Source organism: Streptomyces sp. NTD107 (assembly GCF_059510435.1).
In genome coordinates this window covers 147,305-166,652 of sequence record NZ_JCAJZV010000007.1, presented here as the reverse complement: position 1 = coordinate 166,652, position 19,348 = coordinate 147,305, and the positions used below count along the sequence as shown (strand labels likewise).

Sequence of the window (19,348 nt, the reverse complement as noted above, 5' to 3'; positions counted from 1 at the left end):
CCTAAGTGGGTGTCCAGTTGGGCTTCCGTGATGCCCGCGGGGAGGGGTTCGCCCTCCGTGCGGGCCGAGATCGCGGGGCGGAAGCCCGCGCAGGCTATGAGCATGAAGCGCCTTCCTCAGGGCTCTCATTGTCCAGCAGATAGGTGTTGACGATCGAGTCGACGCAGTTGTTGCCGCTGCCGTACGCGCCGTGGCCGTCGCCGTCGTTGGTCAGCAGGATGCCGGACTCCAGCTGGTCGGCCAGGCCCTCGGCCCAGGCGTACGGGGTGGCCGGGTCGCGGGTGGTGCCGATCACCAGGATGGGGTCGGCGCCGGCCGCCGCGATCGAGACCGGGGAGCCGCTGGGCTGCACCGGCCACACGCCGCACAGCAGCGTGGCCCACGCGAAGTCACGGCCGAAGGTCGGGGACGCCTCCTCGTACGAGGGCAGCACCGCCCGGACCTCCTCCGGGGTCGTGGTGGCCGCCGGGCTGTCCAGGCAGCTGATCGCCGGGAAGGCGAACATCGTGGTGCCGTACGAGCCGTCCGGCTCGCGCTCGTTGTAGGAGTCGGCCAGCTCCAGCAGCCCGGAGCCGTCGCCGTCCCGCATCGCCGCCGTCAGGGCCTGCCGCAGGTCGGGCCACAGGAAGTCGGCGTACAGCGCCGCCGCCACACCGGTGGTGGCCAGGGATTCGGTCAGGGGGCGGTCCTGGCCGGTGTCCAGTGGGGTCGCGTCCAGTTCCGCGAAGAAGGCGAGCAGCGCGGCGGAGGCTTCGTCGCCGCCTTCCGTGCCCAGCGGGCAGCCGCGCCGTGTGGCGCAGTCGTCCGCGAACGACCGGAACGCCGTCTCGAAGCCGCCCGCCTGTTCGCGGTCCAGGTCCAGGGTGGACAGCCGCGGGTCCACCGCCGCGTCCAGCACCAGGTGGCCCACCCGCTGCGGGAACAGGCCCGCGTACACCGCGCCCAGCTTGGTGCCGTACGAGAAGCCCACATAGTGCAGCCGCTCGTCCCCCAGCACCGACCGCAGCACGTCCATGTCGCGGGCCGACTCGATGGTGGAGATGTGTTCCAGCAGGCGCCCGGAGTTGGCCTGGCAGCCGGCCGCGAACTCCTCGTGCGCGGTCAGCAGCGCCTGCTCCTCCGCCTCGTCGTCCGGGGTGCGGTCCACCAGCGTGGAGGCGTCCATCTCGGGCCCGGTCAGGCACTCGATCGGCTCGCTGCCGCCCGTGCCCCGCGCGTCCAGGCCCACCATGTCGTACCGCTCGCGCACCTCGGCCGGGAAGATGTAGGCCGCCGCGTCCTGCGCGAACTCCACCGCCGAGGCTCCCGGCCCGCCCGGGTTCATCAGCAGGGCACCGATGCGGTCGGCGCCGCCCGCCCGCGCGCGGGTCACCGTCAGCTGGATGTCGTCGGCCGGATCGATGCTGTTGTAGTCCAGCGGGACGGTCAGCACCGCGCACTGGAAGCCGGGCACACCCGTGCAGCCGCGCCAGGTCAGCTCCTGCTCGTAGTACGGCTGGAGGTCGGCCCCGATCTCCTGCGGCAGCGGTTCGAGCGCCGGGGCGTCGATCGCCGCGCCGCCCTCCGTGCCCTCGGGGCCGCCGCCCGACTCCTCACCCGGCGACGGAGCGGGGCTACTCGGGCGCTCCTGCGTGCGGCCCTCCGTCGTGCAGGCCGACGTCAGCAGCAGAGCGCCGACGGTCAGCATTGGAAGATATCGGGTGAGTCGAGTCATTTCGGGCCCCCGTGGCGTGACCTTGATCGCGTGATCCCTGGAGCGTAACCGCTCATCGCAGGGCCACCGCCATCGCCTCCACCGCCAGCAGCGGAGAAACATTGCGGTCCAGCGCCGTACGGCACTCCAGGATCGCCTCCATCCGGCGCAGCGTACGGTCCGGGCCGCTCGCCGCCGCCACCCGGTCCACCGCCGCCGCGCTCTCCCCGCCCGCCAGCGCGACGCCGGAGCCCAGCTGCCGGGCCAGCACATCGCGGTAGAAGCCGGTCAGCTCGGTGAGCGCCAGGTCCAGGGCATCGCGCTGGGTACGGGTGGCCCGGCGTTTCTGGCGGTCCTCCAGGTCCTTCATCACACCCGCCGTGCCGCGCGGCAGCCGCTTGCCCTCCGCCGCGCCCAGCGCCGCCCGCAACTCCTCGGTCTCCTTCTCGTCCCGCTCCTCCGCGAGCTGCTTGGCGTCCTCGGCGGCGGCGTCCACCAGCTCCTGCGCGGCCCGCAGCGCGCCCCCGATGTCGGTCACCCGCTCCGGGATCCGCAGCACCGCCGCCCGCCGCGCGCGGGCCCGTTCGTCGGTGGCCAGCCGCCGCGCCCGGTCGATGTGCCCCTGGGTGGCCCGCGCCGCGGCGTGCGCCGCCTCGGGCTCGATGCCGTCGCGCCGCATGAGCACCTCGGCGACGGCCGCCACCGGCGGCGTGCGCAGCGAGAGCGTGCGGCAGCGCGAGCGGATGGTGGGCAGCACGTCCTCGGTGGACGGCGCGCACAGCAGCCATACGGTACGGGGCGCCGGCTCCTCCACCGCCTTCAGCAGCACGTTGCCCGCGCCCTCGGTCAGCCGGTCGGCGTCCTCCAGCACGATCACCTGCCAGCGGCCCCCGGCCGGCGACAGCTGCGCACGGCGGACCAGCTCCCTGGTCTCCTTGACGCCGATCGTGAGCAGATCGGTACGGACCACCTCGACGTCCGCGTGCGTGCCGACGAGGGAGGTGTGGCAGCCGTCGCAGAAGCCGCAGCCGGGTGCTCCGCCCAGCGCGCGGTCCGGGCTCAGGCATTGCAGCGCCGCCGCGAACGCCCGGGCCGCCGTGGCCCGCCCGGAGCCGGGGGGGCCGGTGAAGAGCCAGGCGTGCGTCATCGAGGAGCCCGCCAGCCGCGGCTCCGCTCCGGCGTCGATCGCCGTGACGTACGCGTCGGCGTCCCGGGCCGCCGCCGTCAGCTGCGCCGCCACCCGGTCCTGGCCCACCAGCTCGTCCCAGACCGTCATTCCGCCACCCGCTTCCCAGGCTCGTTAGCCGTCCTCATTCTGCCGCCTTCCACTGACAGTCGGTGCCGGGCGGGGCTCTGCGCCGATCGGGGGACAACGGGTGGGGCAGGTGGACCTTTTGATACAGATCATCACACTATGTGGTCATCGCGTCACGATGATTGGAGTCACCCGCCCATGCCCCGCAGGAGAGTCCTCCCCGCCCTCGCGCTGGCCACCGCCCTCAGCACCGCCCTCACCTCCCCCGCCGCCCAGGCCGCCCCCGCCGCCACCAGCACCCAGGCCACCACCGGCTACGCCGCCACCGGGCTCACCGCCACCCTCGGCGGCACCATCGACATCACCGAGGCCCGCGCCGCCTACCCCAGCGGTCCGGTACGCGCCGAAGTGTCCGCCGCCCGCTTCGGCTCGCTCGGCACCGTCTCCGGCATCTACGCCGTCGCCGGCGAACGCCGCACCGGCGGGGCCGCCGCCGAGGCCGGGGTGGGCCGTACCGAACTCGACCTCACCGTCGCCGCCCTCAGCACCGGCGCGGTCAGCGCCCGCTGCACCACCGCTCCGGACGCCGCCCCCACCGCCCGGGTCCGCGTCAACGACGCCGCCCTCACCATCGAACGCACCGCCCGGATCGGCTTCGCCGCCAACCCGCAGCCCAACACCACCGTCCACCTGCCCAACGGCCTCGGACACGTGGTGCTGAACGAACAGCTCACCGGCCCGGACGGCTCACTCACCGTCAACGCCCTGCATCTCGCCCTCCCCGACGGGGACGTCGTCATCGGGTCCGTCACCTGTCCCTCCCTCCTTCCGGCCGATGAAGCGGAAGAAGCGGAAGAAGCGGAGGAAGAAGAGGTGACGGTGCGGGAAGGTGTCCTCATCTCCGTCGCCGAGGACGCCGGAGACGGGCACGGCGTCAAGGACGTGGTCTTCGACGTCGTCGACGAGCGCGGCACCCTCGTCGACTCCTGCGTCACCGACGCGAGCGGACGCTGCGGGGTGTCGTTCGTCCCCGAGGACCGTACGTACTACGCCTGCGTCACCCGGACCCCCGCCGCGTACGGCATGCCCGCCCCCGACGAGGTCTGCGACGGCCCGTACCGGATCGCCCCGGGCGCCGAGGTGACCATCCACGAGCCCTTCCCGCTCTTCCCCGCCCAGACCGGCACCTTGCCGGCCCCCGCCTGATCCCCCCCACACACACCGAAACGGCGTCCCGGGACTCTCCCCGGGACGCCGTTTCACCGGCCCGACCTCAGCCTCAGCGGTCCTTCCGGTCCTCGTCCTCGTCCTCGTCCCGGCGCCGGCCCAGCAGCTCGTCCGCCAGCGACGGCAGATCGTCCAGCGGAGTCTCCTCCGCCCACGCCGGACGCGACCGCTGTTCCGGCTTCGGCGGCCCGTCCTCCCCGTCCACCTGCGGGAGCTGGCGGGTCTCGCTCATGTCCCCCGGCCTCGGCTCCGGCTTCGGCAGCGCCCGCGTCTCGTCGTTCGCCGCGCCCGGGTACGAGTTCGGGATCTGCATCGTCTCGCTGTTGCCGGAGTCGTCCGCGTCGCCCCCGACCTGCGGAATCTGCACCGTCTCACTGCTGTCCGCCTTCGCGAGCCGGGCCCGCTCCGCCGCCAGCAGCGCCTCCTCGGCCTTGCGCTGCACCTCCCGGCGCCGCTCCTCGGCCTGCGCCCGCAGCCGCGCCTCCTCCTCGGCCTCCCGGCGCCGCCGCTCCTCCTCGGCCCGCCGCAGCCGCTCCTCCGCCTCGCGCCGCCGGCGCTCCTCCTCGGCCAGCCGGCGCGCCTCCTCGGCGACCCGCCGGGCCTCCTCGGCCTTGCGCCGCTCCTCGGCGAGCCGCGCCTCCTCGGCCTCCCGGGCCTTGCGCTCCTCTTCCTCCGCCCGCAGCCGCGCCAGCTCCTCCTGGCGCTCCCGCTCGCGGCGCTCTTCCTCCTCCTTGCGCAGCCGCTCCTCCTCCGCGCGCCGCCGCGCCTCCTCCTCGGCCTTGCGCCGGGCCTCCTCCTGCTCGCGCAGCTCCTGCTCGCTCAGCGGCAGCATCTGGTCCAGCCGGTGCCGCGCCGCCGTGGTGACCGACTCCGGGTCCTGCCCGGCGTCCACCACCAGATAGCGCGCCGGATCGGCGGCGGCCAGCGCCAGGAACCCGGACCGCACCCGCTGATGGAACTCGTTCGGCTCCGACTCAAGCCGGTCCGGCGCCTCCGTGAACCGCTCCCGCGCCGTCTCCGGCGACACATCCAGCAGCACCGTCAGATGCGGCAGCAGCCCGTCCGTCGCCCACCGCGAGATCCGCGCCACCTCGATGGCCGACAGATCCCGCCCGGCGCCCTGGTACGCCACCGCCGAGTCGATGTACCGGTCGGAGATCACCACCGCGCCCCGCTCCAGCGCGGGCCGCACCAGCGTCTCCACGTGCTCGGCCTTGTCCGCCGCGTACAGCAGCGCCTCGGCCCGGTGCGAGAGCCCGCCGGTCGACACGTCCAGCAGGATGGTGCGCAGCCGCTGCCCCACCGGGGTGGCGCCCGGCTCCCGGGTCACCACCACCTCGTGGCCCTTGCCGCGGATCCACTCGGCCAGCTTCGCCACCTGCGTGGACTTGCCGGCCCCGTCACCGCCCTCGACCACGATGAAGAACCCGCTGTCCGCCGTGGCCTGGGCCGGCTCCACGCCCCCGCCGCGCACCGCCGCCACCAGGTCGCGCCGCAGCGGCACCCCGCGCCGGTCGTCGGTGCGGCCCAGCACCAGCGCCGCCACCGGCAGCAGCAGCGCACCGATGATCATCAGGGTGTACGCCGCGCCCCCGTGGTCGATCACGAAGTCGCCGCGCTCCACGCGGTGCGGCCCGATCAGGGCAGCGCCCAGCGGGGCGAGCACCACGCCCAGCGCCACCGAGACCCGGACCACCGCGTGCAGGTGCTGGGTCAGCCTCGGCCGCCGGAACTCCTCGGTCTCCTGGTCCAGCAGTACGTGCCCGGTGGCCGCCGCGATGCCGGCCGCCACGCCGGTGGCCGCCGCCGTGAACAGCATCGTCGCCGGGTCGGCGATCATCCCGACCCCGAACAGCCCGAGCCCGGTGACCGCCAGCGCCAGCGCGAACACCCGCCGCCGGGAAAGACCCGGCAGCACCGCCGCCGCCCAGCGCACCCCGGCCGCCACCCCGCCGGTCAGCCCGAGCAGGAGCAGCCCGTACGACACCGGGCCGCCGCCGGACTCCAGGACCCGCAGCACCCCCAGCGCGACCGCCGCCGTGACCGCCGCCGCCAGCGCGGCGCACCCCAGCACCAGCACGGCGATCGCGCCGGTACGCCCCCGGTCCGGGGTGGTGCCGGCGGCCGGCCGGCGCAGCCCCTCCAGCGGGGACACCGGGCGCCGCCCGTCACCGGCCGGCAGCTTCAGGAAGTACAGCACCGAGATCGAGGCGGCGAAGAACCCGGCCGCCACATAGGAGGACAGCGCTGCCTGGTGGGCGCCGAACCAGTCGATCCCGGTGGCCAGCAGATTGCTCACCAGGGTGACGGCCACCAGCACCGCCGCCGCGGCCGGCACCGACAGGAACGCGGTGCGCAGCCACAGCCGGCGCAGCGCCTCCCCGTGGTCGGGCAGCGGCCGGACGGCGGCGCCCTCGGGGGGCGGGGGCGGCAGCAGCGCGGGCGCCACCCCGTCCTTGGCGACGGTCCACACCCGTTCGGCGAGCCCGGTGAGACCCAGGGTCACCAGCAGATAGATGTACGCGCTGTCCGGCACCCACAGGATCCACAGCGGGGCGACGATCAGCAGCGCGGCGCGCAGCCCGTCCGCCCCGATCATGGTCCAGCGGCGGTCCAGCTTGCCGGCCGGCGCGAGCAGTGTGGCGATGGGCCCCTGGAGCAGCACGCCGCCGAGCAGCGCGGCGGCCAGCCGTACGGTCAGTGCGAGGGTGACGGCGAGCGCCACGCCCCGGTAGCCGCCGCCGAACAGCATCTCGCCGCCGGCGGTGACGTGGAAGGCCGCCTGCACGGACAGCAGGGTGATCACCAGCACGGCGAGGACATCGCCGATGCCGCCGGTGAACTGCGCCTCCCACAGCCGCCGCAGCTCGGGCACCCGCAGCAACGCCCGCCGGGCGCGCTCCCGGGAGTCCGCGGCGAGTGCCTCATCGGTGGCGCCGCAGGTGGGGTCAACAACCGGGTGTTGCTCTGCTCGCGTCATTCGGCCAGCGTAACCGCCGTCACCGACACAAGCGTCAGCTACCCGAACATTTGCCCGGGTAACGAGCGCGGCAGCGTTCCGATGAGGGCGCCCGGCCGTGCGGCTTTCCCTCCGCACACACCGGCCGGGCGGCCCGCGTTATGCCGCGCCGTCCGCGCCCGATTCCGCCGAGGGGCCGTTTTCGGCCTTTGACGTGGCCTTTTTCGCCGCGGAGGTTTTCTTGGCGGTGGTCTTCTTCGCGGCGGTCGTCTTCTTCGCCGCGGCCTTCTTCGTGGTCGTCTTCGTGGTCGTCTTCGTAGTCGTCTTCTTGGCTGCGGCTTTCTTCGCCGTCGTCTTCTTCGCCGCGGCCTTCTTCGCGGGCGCCTTCTTCGCGGTCTTCTTCGCCGGCCCCTTCGCCCGCTTCTCCGCCAGCAGCTCGAACCCACGTTCAGGGGTGATGGTTTCGGGATCGTCGTCCCGCCGCAGCGTCGCGTTCGTCTCGCCGTCCGTGACGTACGGACCGAACCGCCCGTCCTTCACCACCACCGGCGCCTGCGTCACCGGATCGGGCCCCAGCTCCTTCAGCGGCGGCTTGGCCGCGGCCCGCCCCCGCTTCTTCGGCTGGGCGTAGATCGCCAGCGCCTGCTCCAGCGTGATCGTGAACAGCTGCTCCTCGCTCTCCAGCGAGCGCGAGTCCGTCCCCTTCTTCAGATACGGCCCGTACCGGCCGTTCTGCGCGGTGATGTCGTCCCCGGACTCCGGGTCGGCACCCACCACCCGCGGCAGCGACAGCAGCCGGAGCGCGTCCTCCAGCGTGATCGCGTCCAGGCTCATCGTCTTGAACAGCGAGGCGGTACGCGGCTTCACCGCGTTCTTCCCGGTCTTCGGGGTGTCCTCCGGCAGCACCTCGGTGACGTACGGGCCGTACCGCCCGTCCCGCCCCACGATCGGCCGCCCCGTCACCGGATCGGTGCCCAGCTCGAAGTCACCGCTCGGCTTGGCCAGCAGCTCCTTCGCCAGTTCCACCGTGAGTTCGTCCGGCGGCAGTTCGTCGGGGACATCCGCCCGCTTGCCCGGCTCGCCCTCCGCCGCGCCCTCCTCCGGCGGCGCCTCCACGTACGGCCCGTACCGGCCCACCCGCAGCACGATGCCCTCGCCCACCGGGAACGACGAGATCTCCCGGGCGTCGATCGCGCCCAGGTCGGTGACCAGTTCCTTCAGCCCGCCCAGATGATCACCGTCACCGTTGCCGGCCTCCGCAGCGCCGCCGATCCCCTCGCCCTCACCGAAGTAGAAGCGCCGCAGCCACGGCACCGCCTCCGCGTCGCCGGTGGCGATCCGGTCGAGGTCGTCCTCCATCTTGGCGGTGAAGTCGTAGTCCACCAGCCGCCCGAAGTGCTGCTCCAGCAGATTGACCACGGCGAAGGAGAGGAAGGACGGCACCAGCGCCGTCCCCTTCTTGAAGACATAGCGCCGGTCGAGGATGGTGCCGATGATCGAGGCGTACGTGGACGGCCGCCCGATCTCGCGCTCCTCCAGCTCCTTGACCAGCGACGCCTCGGTGTACCGGGCGGGCGGCTTGGTGGAGTGCCCGTCCGCCGCCAGCTCACGCGCCGCCAGCGGATCGCCCTCGGCGACCTGCGGCAGCCGCCGCTCGCGGTCGTCCAGCTCGGCGTTGGGGTCGTCCGCCCCCTCCACATACGCCTTCATGAAGCCGTGGAACGTGATGATCTTGCCGGTGGCGCCGAACTCGCAGTCCTGCCCGTCCGCGCTCGTCCCGGCGACCCGCACCGCCACCGACTGCCCGACCGCGTCCTTCATCTGCGAGGCGACGGTCCGCTTCCAGATCAGCTCGTACAGCCGGAACTGCTCCCCGGTCAGCCCGGTCTCGGCCGGCGTCCGGAACCGGTCCCCCGAGGGCCGGATCGCCTCGTGCGCCTCCTGCGCGTTCTTCACCTTGCTGGCGTACGTACGCGGCTTCTCCGGCAGATAGTCCCGCCCGTACAGCTGCGTGACCTGCGCCCGGGCCGCCGCCACCGCCGTCTCCGACAGCGTGGTGGAGTCGGTGCGCATATAGGTGATGAAGCCGTTCTCGTACAGCCGCTGCGCCACCTGCATGGTGGCCTTCGCGCCCATCCCCAGCTTGCGCGACGCCTCCTGCTGGAGGGTGGTGGTACGGAAGGGCGCGTACGGGGAGCGCCGGTACGGCTTGGACTCCACCGACCGTACGGTGAACGCCGCCCCCGCCAGCCCGGCCGCCAGCGCCCGCGCCGCCGGCTCGTCCAGCTGCCGCACCTGCCCGGGGCTCTTCAGCCGCCCGTCGGAACCGAAGTCCCGGCCCTGCGCGATCCGCCGCCCGTCCACCGACACCAGCCGGGCGCCGAAGGTGTCCGGCTCGCCCTCGGAGCCCGCGCCCGAACCGAACGTCCCCACCAGATCCCAGTACGCGGCCGGGTGGAACGCGATCCGCTCCCGCTCCCGCTCCACGACCAGCCGGGTGGCCACCGACTGCACCCGGCCCGCCGACAGCCGCGGCATGACCTTCTTCCACAGCACCGGCGAGACCTCGTACCCGTACAGCCGGTCGAGGATGCGCCGGGTCTCCTGGGCGTCGACCAGCAGCTGGTTCAGCTCGCGCGGGTTGTTCACGGCCGCCCGGATGGCGTCCCGGGTGATCTCGTGGAAGACCATCCGGCGCACCGGCACCTTGGGCTTGAGGACCTCGCGCAGATGCCAGGCGATCGCCTCGCCCTCGCGGTCCTCATCGGTGGCGAGATAGAGCTCGTCCGATTCGGCCAGCAGCTCCTTCAGCTTTCTGACCTGGTCCTTCTTGTCGCTGTTGACCACGTACAGCGGCTGGAAGTTGGCGTCGACGTTCACGCCGAGCCGGGCCCAGGGCTCTCCCTTGTACTTGGCGGGCACCTCGGCGGCGCCGTTGGGCAGATCGCGGATGTGTCCGACGCTCGCCTCGACCACATAGCCCGGGCCGAGGTAGCCCTTGATCGTCTTGGCCTTGGCGGGCGACTCGACAATGACAAGCCGGCGTCCGCCGTTCGTGGTCTCGCTGGTCGGGGACAACTTCTCGCTCTCTTCTCTCCGGTTTCTCCGGTAGCTCTCGGCGTGGTGTACGCGGTGCGTGCGATACGTACGGGGTGGGTACGGGCTCGCCGCGCCCCGTGCGGAGTGTGACGCTACCTCCCGGCTCCGTGTCAAACGGGAATACCCCGCGACGCCACTCGAACCGTAACCCGACAGCCCGCGTTCCCGCCGCCCCCTACCCCTGGCAGGATGTCGGCCGTGGATCCGGTCTGTCCCTGACCGGCCGCACATCCGCTCATCCATCCGCAAGGGGGACTCATGACCGACCAGAACCCGTACCAGCAGCCGCCGCCGGACCCGAACCAGAACCCGTACGCGCAGCAGCCCGGCCAGCCGGGGACGCCCCCGCCCGGCGGCCAGCCGGGCCAGCCCGGGTACGGCTACCCGCAGCAGCCGACCGGCCCGATGCCGGGCGGTGGCGGTTACGGTCAGTACCCGCCGCCCGGCTATCCCCAGCAGGGCGCCGCCTACGCGGTCGACCCCAACGCGCCCTTCGGCTACGACCAGTACGGCCGCCCGTACTCCTCCAAGTCGAAGATCGTGGCGGGCATCCTCCAGCTGGTCATCGGCGGCGTCGGCGCGGGCCGCTGGTACACCGGCCACTACGGCCTCGCGGTCGCCCAGCTCCTCACCTGCGGCGGCATGGGCATATGGTCACTGATCGACGGCATCCTCTTCCTGGTGAAGGACGACCGCACCGACTCCGACGGCCGCGTCCTCAAGAGCTGACGCAGAGCCGGCGGCGACAGAGGTGAGCATCATCACGCGGGGAGAACGGCGGCTGCACCGGCTCCACCCCGCCGTGCCGCCGCTGGCCACACTCGCCGCCGGCCTGGCCGGATCGGTCTATCTGTGGGGCACCGACCCCCACGAGGGCGGCGGCCTGCTGCCCCGCTGCCCGTTCAACTGGGCCACCGGCCTGCTGTGCCCGGCCTGCGGCGGCACCCGGATGGCATACGACCTGCTGCACGGCGACGTGGCCGGGGCACTGCGCGACAACGCGGTGCTGCTGCTTCTCGGCGTCCCGCTGGCGGCATGGGTGGGGGGCCGCTGGCTGTACGAGGGGCTGCGCGGCCGGCGCTACCGCCCGCGGCTCGGCGGCCGGGCGGGGATGTTCACGATCCTGGGGATCGCCGTGGCATGGGTCGTTTTCCGGAACATCACGGGGTAACGGATCTCACTTCCATATCGGTGGAAGATCGGATGCAACCACAAGGGGTCCCGGGATGTCTGAGCACCAACAAGCCAATCAGCTTGTGAGTTGATCGCATCCATCGGAACGGAATACCGCTCATGACCTACCCCCCGGCCCCCGCTCCCGGTTCCCCCGCCGGAGCCCCCGAGTCCCCCAAGTCCAAGGTCGTCGCCGGCGTCCTCCAGATCCTGCTCGGCGGTGTCGGCGCCGGCCGCTGGTACACCGGCCACTACGGCATGGCCGTCGCCCAGCTGCTCACCTGCGGTGGCCTGGGCGTCTGGGCCCTGATCGACGGCATCCTCTTCCTGATCAAGGACGACCGCACCGACTCCGACGGCCTGGTCCTGAAGAAGTAACGCGACGGCACCAGGTGGAGGGCCGGCCCGGGATGTCCCGGGGTCGGCCCTTTTGCCGCTCAACCACCACACTCATCCGACGGGCAGCAGGAACCCGTCCCCCACCAGCGTCCGCAGCACCGCCGGCGCGCCGGCCCGCACCCGTACCGGATCCGCCTCCAGCAACTGCGCGATGGCGTCCACGATCACCCCGGCCGGCAGCGTCCCGTCGCAGCTGCCCGCCAGCGCCGCGCCCACCGTGTCCACGGCGTGCGCCCGCATCATCCCGTGCCGCTGCCGCAACACCACATGCTCCGGATCCTCCGCCCCCGGCGCGCCCACCTGCTCCTGCACCACCCCATCGGCCAGCTCGTAGCGCGCCGCCAGCAGCGCCTGATCGTCGTGCTCCCGCAGGAAGTCAGCGAGCGCGAAGTGCCGGCGTACCGTCTCCCCCAGCGGCTGCTCGACCGCGTGCGGCCACTCCTCCACCGTGATGGCCGGCCGGTCCGTGCCGCTCTTGCGCAGCGTGATCCAGCCGAAGCCCACCCCACGGGTGCGCCGGCGCTCGAACTCGGCCAGCCACTGCGCGTACCGCCGCTCGTACGCCCCCGGATCGCCCCGGTGCGCCCCCGCGTCGCGCAACCACAGTTCGCTGTACTCCGTGATGTCCTGCCGCTCCCGCTGCACGATCCACGCGTCACAGCCGGCCGGCACCCAGGAGGCGAGCCGCTCGCGCCAGTCCTCGCCGTCGACGTGCTGCCAGTTGGCGAGCAGCTGGCACCAGCCGCCGTCGTTCAGCCGTTCGGCGGACTGCTCCACCAGGGTGCGGCACAGGTCGTCGCCGCCCATCCCGCCGTCCCGGTAGGTGAGCGCGTCGCCGTCCGCGCGCGTCGGGGAGATGACGAACGGCGGATTGGCCACGATCAGATCGAAACCGGGCCCGGCCGCCACCGGCTCGAACAGCGAGCCCTGCCGCAGCTCGGGCTCCGCCGCCCCGGAGAGCGCCAGGGTCAGCGCCGCCATCCGCAGCGCGCGCGGGTTCACATCGGTGGCCACCACGTGCTCCGCGTGCTGCGCGGCGTGCAGCGCCTGGATGCCGGAGCCGGTGCCCAGGTCCAGCGCCCGGCCCACCGGCTGCCGGACGGTGAGCTGAGCCAGCGTCATGGAGGCCCCGCCGACCCCCAGCACCACATCGCGGTCCTTGCCGCCGGCGCCGCCCGCGCCGCCGACCCCGAGCCCCGGGTCGGAGACCACCCACCAGTCCTGGCCCTCGGGGCCGGGGTACGGGCGTACGTCCACGGTGGCCCGGACAGCCGTCGCGCCGTCGCGCCGCAGCCAGCCGTCGCCGAGGAGTTCATCGGCGGGCAGAACGGTACGGGCCAGCTCGTACGGCACCGGCCGCTGGAGCAGGAACAGCCCTACGAGGACCGCCGGAGCGCCGTCGTCACCGTGCGTCGCGCGGGCCGCCGGGACGGTCTCGCCCCGGGCGAGTGCGGCGTACGCGGGGGCGCCCAGCAGCTCCAGCAGGCCATCGGCGGTGAAGGCGGACGCCGCCAGCGCCGCCCGGAGGCGGGCGGTACCGGCGGCGGTGGGGAGGGGGAGATCAGCAGTGCTCACCCTGCCATTGTGGGGCGGGGGTCAGGCGTCCTCGGAGTCGGCGTCGCCGTCCCCGGCATCCGTGTCCGCGTCGGCATCGGCATCGGCATCGGCATCGGCGTCCGCGTCGTCCGTGCTCTCGCTCCCGGAACCGGACGGCGCCGGAGCCGGCGAGCTCTGGCAGCCCTCCTGCTTGGCCATCGCCTTGCCCAGGTCCCCCGACTGCAACTCGCTCAGCGCCTCGTCACCGCTCTGCCCCAGCGTGCTGAGCCGCCCGGCGATGTCCTTGAGGCCGTCCGAGAACGCGGACACATCGTCCGGGTTCAGCTCGTCCACCGAGGTCTTCAGCCCGGCGTACGAATCGGAGATGCTGTTCAGCTCCCCGACCGCGTCCTGCCGCAGCTGCGCACCGTTGTCGACCGGCGGATCCCCGGCGTCGTTGACGATCGTGGCGAGGGAGGCATAGGCGGCCGAGATCTCCTCGAACGCCGCCGAGTCGGCCTGCTGCACCTCGGAGGCCGGCTTGCCGCCCTCGCTGGCCGACGTGATGGCCGCGCTGGCGGAGCGGATCTTCTCCACCTCGGGCTTCATCTTGTCGCAGACGGACTTGGCCCACTCATCCGTTTTGCCGCTGTTGTCGCTGCCACACCCCGTCAGCGTGAGTGTGAGCGCGAGCACCGCGCCACTGGACCATGTGACCGCGCGTCCGTAGTACACCGTTCCCTCATCCCTTCGAGCCGCTGGGCGGGAACCTACTACGCCGCCGATCCCTCTTCCGAGTGACGGGCGGAGCGGTCCCCCCTGATTGCAGCCATTTGCATCAGCGGCACCAGCATCTCCCGCAACGCACCGGCGCCTTGATAATGCACCCCGGTCATTCCGGCCCGCCGGGCCGCCTGCACATTCTCCAGGGCGTCGTCCACGAACAGACACCGGCCCGCCACCACCCCCGCCCGCCGGGCGGCGACCTCGTAGATCCCGGGCAGCGGCTTGGCGATCCCGATCCGCGCCGAGTTGACGACATGATCGGCCAGCTCGGCGGCGCCCAGCCGGGCGAGGTCCGCCTCCAGCCGGGTGGTGCCGTTGGACACCAGGACCACCGGCACCTTGCGGCGCACCTCCCGCAACAGCCGTACCACCTCCGGGTCCAGCCGCCCGGCCGACGCCGACCACTCGTCGGCCAGCGCCCGCTGACCGGCCGGCAGTTCTTCCCGTACGGTGGCCCGCCACTGTTCGTCCGTGATCGCCCCGGTGACGGCGGCCCGCAGCAGCTCCGGGCGGAAGGCCAGCTCGTACACGGGGCGCAGCCGCTCCCGCTCCGCCCCGCCGCCGTCCCACAGCCGCAGCACCCCGTCGATGTCGCACAGCACCGCACCCAGCACGTTCGTCACCTCAGCAAGTCGGCCCAGGGATGGGACCCGTACACCAGCGAGATCGCCTCCCGCAGCCGGCCTCGCTGCCCGGGCCCGAGCAGCGGCGCGGCAGCCGCGAAGTCGATCTCGTCCTTCTCCCGGGGGCGCGGCCCTTGGGGAAGAGCTGCACCTCCGGCACCAGATAGGGCACGCCTTCCCCGCTGACGGCACCCAACTCCCGGATCGACCGCCGTACCCGCGGGTCGCGGCGCGAGACCCACTCGTCACCATCGGCCTCATCGAGCATGATCTGGAGTCGCCAGGGCTCATCTCGTCCGGCAGCCAGGGGCGCAGTCGCCGCCCCGGCGGGTCGGCGGCCCACCAGCGCCGGCCGGGGAGGGCACGCTGTACGGCGAGCTGGTCCCGGCGCGGCAGCAGGACATCGACGTCCGCGCGCGCCCGCGGCTTCCGGCCGATGGCCGGCTCGATGGCGTATCCGCCGGCCACCCACCGGAACACCCGGGCCTGGCCGAACAGGGTGCCGGCCTCGGCCGGGGTGGCCGGCACCCAGCGGTCGAAGGGGGTGTGCGGGTGTGCGGCCAATGTCATGTCCGAAATCCGCCGGTCATCCGACCGGGGCCGGAGCATGCTGGCTGGTGAGGAGCGAAAGGGAGAGATTTCCGATGGGGACGACAACAGTATGGACGCGGGTGGACAGCCCGGTGGGCGAGCTGGTGCTGGTGGGTGACCGGACCGGTGCGCTGTCGGCCATCGGGATCCCGGCGTCGCCGAAGGGCTTCACGGTCCAGGACGGCTGGGAGCGCGACGACGCGGCGTTCACGGCGGCGATCGGGCAGCTGACGGAGTACTTCGCGGGGCGCCGTACCCGCTTCGAGCTGACGTATCTGCCCAGTGGTTCGGAGTTCCAGCGCCGGGTGTGGGCGGCGCTGGAGGACATCCCGTACGGCGCGACGACGACGTACGGGGCGATCGCCGCCTCGATCGGCGCGTCGCGGGCGGCGGTACGTGCCGTGGGCGGGGCGATCGGGAAGAACCCGCTGACGGTGGTGCGCCCCTGCCACCGGGTGATCGGCGCGGACGGCTCGCTGACCGGCTACGCGGGCGGCCTGGAGCGCAAGCGGCAACTGCTGGAGCGGGAGGGCGTGGTGCTCGCGGGCGAGGCCGGGTAGGTGCGGCGGGCCGCCGGCCGGACCCGGTAGCCCCCCGCACCCACCCCGGCGGCTCAGTCCACGGCCGCCTCCCGCCGCTCGTCGTCCGCCGCCTCGTCGTCCCCGACCGCGATGCCGCGCCGCTTGGACGCGTACACGGCGCCGACGATGATGACCAGGGCGATGACCGTGATCAGCGCGCGCAGCGGCGTGCTCGCGTCATCGCCGTAACTGAGCGTGACGACGGCGGGGGCGATCAGCAACGCCACCAGGTTCATGACCTTCAGCAGCGGGTTGATCGCCGGGCCGGCCGTGTCCTTGAACGGGTCGCCGATGGTGTCCCCGATGACGGTGGCGGCGTGTGCCTCGCTGCCCTTGCCGCCGTGGTGGCCGTCCTCGACCAGCTTCTTGGCGTTGTCCCAGGCGCCGCCCGAGTTCGCCAGGAACACCGCCATCAGGATGCCGGCCGCGATCGAGCCGGCGAGGTAGGAGCCGAGCGCCCCGACCCCGAGGCTGAAGCCGACCGCGATCGGCGCCAGGACCGCGAGCAGCCCGGGGGTGGCCAGCTCGCGCAGCGAGTCGCGGGTGCAGATGTCCACGACCTTGCCGTACTCGGGCTGTTCGGTGTGGTCCATGATCCCGGGGCGTTCGCGGAACTGCCGGCGCACCTCGTACACCACGGAGCCGGCCGACCGGGAGACGGCGTTGACGGCGAGCCCGGAGAACAGGAACACCACCGCCGCCCCGATGATCAGACCGACGAGGTTGTTGGGCTGCGATATGTCGAGGGACAGCAGCGTGAGATCGGTGATCCTGTCGACCCCGACCTCCCCGACGGCGGTGGCGATGGCGTCCCGGTACGAGCCGAACAGCGCCGCCGCCGCCAGCACCGCCGTCGCGATGGCGATGCCCTTGGTGACGGCCTTGGTGGTGTTGCCGACCGCGTCCAGATCGGTCAGCACCCGGGCGCCCGCGCCCTCCACATCGCCGGACATCTCGGCGATGCCCTGCGCGTTGTCGGCGACCGGCCCGAAGGTGTCCATGGCGACGATGACCCCGACCGTGGTCAGCAGACCGGTGCCGGCCAGCGCCACCGCGAACAGCGCCAGCATGATCGACGAGCCGGCCAGCAGGAACGCGGCGTACACGCTGAGCGCGACCAGCAGCGCCGTATAGACGGCCGACTCCAGGCCGAGCGAGAACCCGGCCAGCACCACGGTGGCGGGGCCGGTGCGCGAGGTCTTGCCGATGTCCCGTACGGGGCGCCGGCGCGGCTCGGTGAAGTAGCCGGTGAGCTGCTGGATGACGGCGGCCAGCACGATGCCGATGGCGACGGCGGCGAGCGCGAACAGCCGCGGATCGGCGTCGTGCCCGGCGATCGCCGGGTCGGCGATGCCGTCCAGTTCGGCGAAGGAGCCGGGCAGATAGACGAAGGCGGCGATCGCCACCAGCACCAGGGAGATGCCGGCCGAGATGAAGAAGCCCCGGTTGATGGCGGTCATGCTGCTGCGGTCGCCGCGCCGGGGCGCGACGACGTAGATCCCGGCCATGGCGGTGAGCACGCCGATCGCCGGGACCAGCAGCGGGAAGGCGAGCCCGGCGTCGCCGAAGGCGACGGTGCCGAGGATCAGCGCGGCGACCAGCGTCACCGCGTACGACTCGAAGAGGTCGGCGGCCATGCCGGCGCAGTCCCCGACGTTGTCACCCACGTTGTCGGCGATGGTGGCGGCGTTGCGCGGGTCGTCCTCGGGGATGCCCTGCTCGACCTTGCCGACGAGGTCGGCGCCGACATCGGCGGCCTTGGTGAAGATCCCGCCGCCCACTCGCATGAACATCGCGATCAGCGCGGCGCCGAGACCGAAGCCCTCCAGCACCTTGGGCGCGTCGGCGGCGTACACCAGCACCACACAGGCGGCGCCGAGCAGCCCGAGCCCGACCGTGCACATGCCGACGACGCCACCGGTACGGAACGCCAGCCGCATCGCCTGATGGCGCGCGGGCACCGCGTCCCGCTCGTCCGCCGCACGCGCCGCCGCGGCCACTCGTACATTGCTGCGCACCGCCAGCCACATTCCGATGTAGCCGGTGGCGGCGGAGAAAAGCGCGCCGATCAGAAAGAAGAGCGAGCGGCCGATCCGCTGATTCCAGTCGTCGGCCGGCAGCAGAAACAGCAGAAAGAACACGATGACGGCGAAGACCGAGACGGTACGCAGCTGGCGGGCGAGATAGGCGTTCGCGCCCTCCTGCACGGCGGCGGCGATCTTCTTCATACCGGCGGTGCCCTCGCCGGCGGCGAGCACCTGCCGCCCCAGCACGACGGCCAGCCCCAGCGCGGCGGCGGCCACCAGCGCGATGATCACCACCAGCCCACGATCACCACCGGTCAGCTCGGCGGCCTGGTTGTACGGAATTCCCGCCATTCGTCCTCCTTGACGCTCAGGCGTTGATCCGAAACGGACGGGCCGGAGTGTAGGGAGAACTGCGCGATCCAAAAAGGGGATGCGAAAGGAAAACGCATGATCAAAGAAAACTGATCAAGAAAGGAGAAGAGAAAAAGGGGGGAAGCCCGGAAGATCAGAAAGCAAGGATCAAGAAAGGTTGGGAAGGATCAAGAAAGGGCGGCGTCGAGCGTGGGCCAGCTCATCCGGATGACCCCGCCGTGATCGTCGGCGACGACCTCGACATCGTCCACCAGGCCGCTGATCACCGCGAGCCCCAGCTCATCGGTCTCCTCGGCGGCCTCCGCCGCCGGCTTCCCGTGCGGCACCGCCACCACACTCGGCGCGTCGTCGCCCACCTCGATGGTGAACGCCTTCTCCGCCTCGGTGAGCGTCACCCGCACCGGGGACGTCAGTCCATGGGCGGCGTGCAGACCCACGGCGCGGCTGCACGCCTCACCCACCGCGAGCCGCAGCTCGTCGAGCACCGACTCATCGACACCGGCCCGCCGCGCCACCGCGGCGGCCACCAGCCGGGCGGTGCGCACATGCTCGGGCGACGCGCTGAAACGAAGTTCGACGGTGGCCATGCCATCCCCCTCGGTCGTACACGGACACCGCCCCGGGGACCGGGACCGGTCCGGGGCGGCTCACCGCGTGGCTCTCGTACAGGTGTGTCCCGTGGTCAGTCGGTGGCCGCGATGGCCTCTTCGACGGACTCGTGGATCGGGAACACCTTCGTCAGACCGGTGATCCGGAAGATCTTCAGAATCCGCTCCTGGTTGCACACCAGCCGCAGCGAACCCTCCTGGGCCCGCACCCGCTTCAGGCCACCGACCAGCACGCCGAGGCCGGTGGAGTCCAGGAAGTCAACGCGCTCCATGTCGACCACCAGGTGGTGATTGCCCTCATTCACCAGCTCTACCAGCTGTTCGCGCAGCTTGGGCGCGGTGTATACGTCAATCTCGCCACCGACCTCGACGACCGTACGGTCACCAACGGTCCTGGTCGAAAGGGACAGGTCCACGGA

The 19,348-nt window shown here is 72.5% G+C and carries 15 protein-coding genes; 5 read left to right on the top strand and 10 right to left on the bottom strand.

Annotation, left to right across the window (positions count from 1 at the left end; genetic code table 11):
* Nucleotides 1-94: 94 nt before the first annotated feature.
* On the bottom strand, nt 95-1,687 hold the full coding sequence (locus tag AC5WRL_RS16450) for an alpha/beta hydrolase (RefSeq protein ID WP_496089281.1): 1,593 nt from the start codon (nt 1,685-1,687) through the stop codon (nt 95-97).
* 79 nt (nt 1,688-1,766) lie between these two features.
* Nucleotides 1,767-2,969: a DNA polymerase III subunit delta' gene (locus AC5WRL_RS16445; protein ID WP_496089280.1), complete on the bottom strand. Its 1,203-nt coding sequence runs from the start codon at nt 2,967-2,969 to the stop codon at nt 1,767-1,769.
* A gap of 177 nt (nt 2,970-3,146) precedes the next feature.
* On the opposite strand from AC5WRL_RS16445, the gene AC5WRL_RS16440 reads away from it, so the two are divergent.
* Nucleotides 3,147-4,154, top strand: a complete 1,008-nt coding sequence (locus AC5WRL_RS16440; RefSeq protein ID WP_496089279.1) for a hypothetical protein — start codon at nt 3,147-3,149, stop codon at nt 4,152-4,154.
* Nucleotides 4,155-4,227: 73 nt separating this feature from the next.
* On the opposite strand, the gene tmk is transcribed toward AC5WRL_RS16440, so the two are convergent.
* Both tmk and topA read right to left on the bottom strand, forming a co-directional pair.
* Nucleotides 4,228-7,155, bottom strand: coding sequence for a dTMP kinase (gene tmk / locus AC5WRL_RS16435; protein ID WP_496089278.1), 2,928 nt, complete (start codon nt 7,153-7,155; stop codon nt 4,228-4,230).
* A gap of 138 nt (nt 7,156-7,293) precedes the next feature.
* On the bottom strand, nt 7,294-10,212 hold the full coding sequence (gene topA / locus AC5WRL_RS16430) for a type I DNA topoisomerase (protein WP_496089277.1): 2,919 nt from the start codon (nt 10,210-10,212) through the stop codon (nt 7,294-7,296).
* A 279-nt stretch (nt 10,213-10,491) separates the two neighbouring features.
* On the opposite strand from topA, the gene AC5WRL_RS16425 reads away from it, so the two are divergent.
* The 3 genes from AC5WRL_RS16425 (at nt 10,492) to AC5WRL_RS16415 (ending at nt 11,784) form a co-directional block, all read left to right on the top strand.
* Nucleotides 10,492-10,962: a TM2 domain-containing protein gene (locus AC5WRL_RS16425; RefSeq protein ID WP_496089276.1), complete on the top strand. Its 471-nt coding sequence runs from the start codon at nt 10,492-10,494 to the stop codon at nt 10,960-10,962.
* A gap of 22 nt (nt 10,963-10,984) precedes the next feature.
* Nucleotides 10,985-11,404, top strand: a complete 420-nt coding sequence (locus AC5WRL_RS16420) for a DUF2752 domain-containing protein (protein ID WP_496089275.1) — start codon at nt 10,985-10,987, stop codon at nt 11,402-11,404.
* 122 nt (nt 11,405-11,526) lie between these two features.
* Nucleotides 11,527-11,784: a TM2 domain-containing protein gene (locus tag AC5WRL_RS16415; RefSeq protein ID WP_496089274.1), complete on the top strand. Its 258-nt coding sequence runs from the start codon at nt 11,527-11,529 to the stop codon at nt 11,782-11,784.
* 72 nt (nt 11,785-11,856) lie between these two features.
* On the opposite strand, the gene AC5WRL_RS16410 is transcribed toward AC5WRL_RS16415, so the two are convergent.
* From AC5WRL_RS16410 to AC5WRL_RS16400, 3 genes are all read right to left on the bottom strand, one after another.
* Nucleotides 11,857-13,380 carry a DUF7059 domain-containing protein gene (locus AC5WRL_RS16410; protein ID WP_496089273.1) on the bottom strand — a complete coding sequence of 508 codons (1,524 nt, stop codon included), beginning with the start codon at nt 13,378-13,380 and terminating at the stop codon, nt 11,857-11,859.
* Between the two features lie 21 nt (nt 13,381-13,401).
* The gene (locus AC5WRL_RS16405) at nt 13,402-14,037 is read right to left on the bottom strand and encodes a small secreted protein (protein ID WP_496089272.1); all 636 of its coding nucleotides are present in this window, start codon (nt 14,035-14,037) and stop codon (nt 13,402-13,404) included.
* Between the two features lie 77 nt (nt 14,038-14,114).
* Nucleotides 14,115-14,750 (bottom strand): HAD family hydrolase, encoded by a 636-nt coding sequence (locus tag AC5WRL_RS16400; RefSeq protein ID WP_496089271.1) that lies wholly within the window; start codon nt 14,748-14,750, stop codon nt 14,115-14,117.
* A gap of 644 nt (nt 14,751-15,394) precedes the next feature.
* Between AC5WRL_RS16400 and AC5WRL_RS16395 the strand changes: the two genes are divergently transcribed.
* Complete coding sequence (locus AC5WRL_RS16395) at nt 15,395-15,901, top strand: methylated-DNA--[protein]-cysteine S-methyltransferase (RefSeq protein WP_496089270.1); 507 nt, start codon at nt 15,395-15,397, stop codon at nt 15,899-15,901.
* A 53-nt stretch (nt 15,902-15,954) separates the two neighbouring features.
* On the opposite strand, the gene AC5WRL_RS16390 is transcribed toward AC5WRL_RS16395, so the two are convergent.
* The 3 genes from AC5WRL_RS16390 to AC5WRL_RS16380 form a co-directional block, all read right to left on the bottom strand.
* Nucleotides 15,955-18,300, bottom strand: coding sequence for a sodium-translocating pyrophosphatase (locus AC5WRL_RS16390; RefSeq protein WP_496089269.1), 2,346 nt, complete (start codon nt 18,298-18,300; stop codon nt 15,955-15,957).
* A gap of 188 nt (nt 18,301-18,488) precedes the next feature.
* Nucleotides 18,489-18,908 (bottom strand): ATP-binding protein, encoded by a 420-nt coding sequence (locus tag AC5WRL_RS16385; protein WP_496089268.1) that lies wholly within the window; start codon nt 18,906-18,908, stop codon nt 18,489-18,491.
* A 95-nt stretch (nt 18,909-19,003) separates the two neighbouring features.
* Entirely contained in the window at nt 19,004-19,345 is a 342-nt protein-coding gene (locus AC5WRL_RS16380; protein ID WP_026047464.1) for an STAS domain-containing protein, read from the bottom strand.
* Nucleotides 19,346-19,348 lie beyond the last annotated feature (3 nt).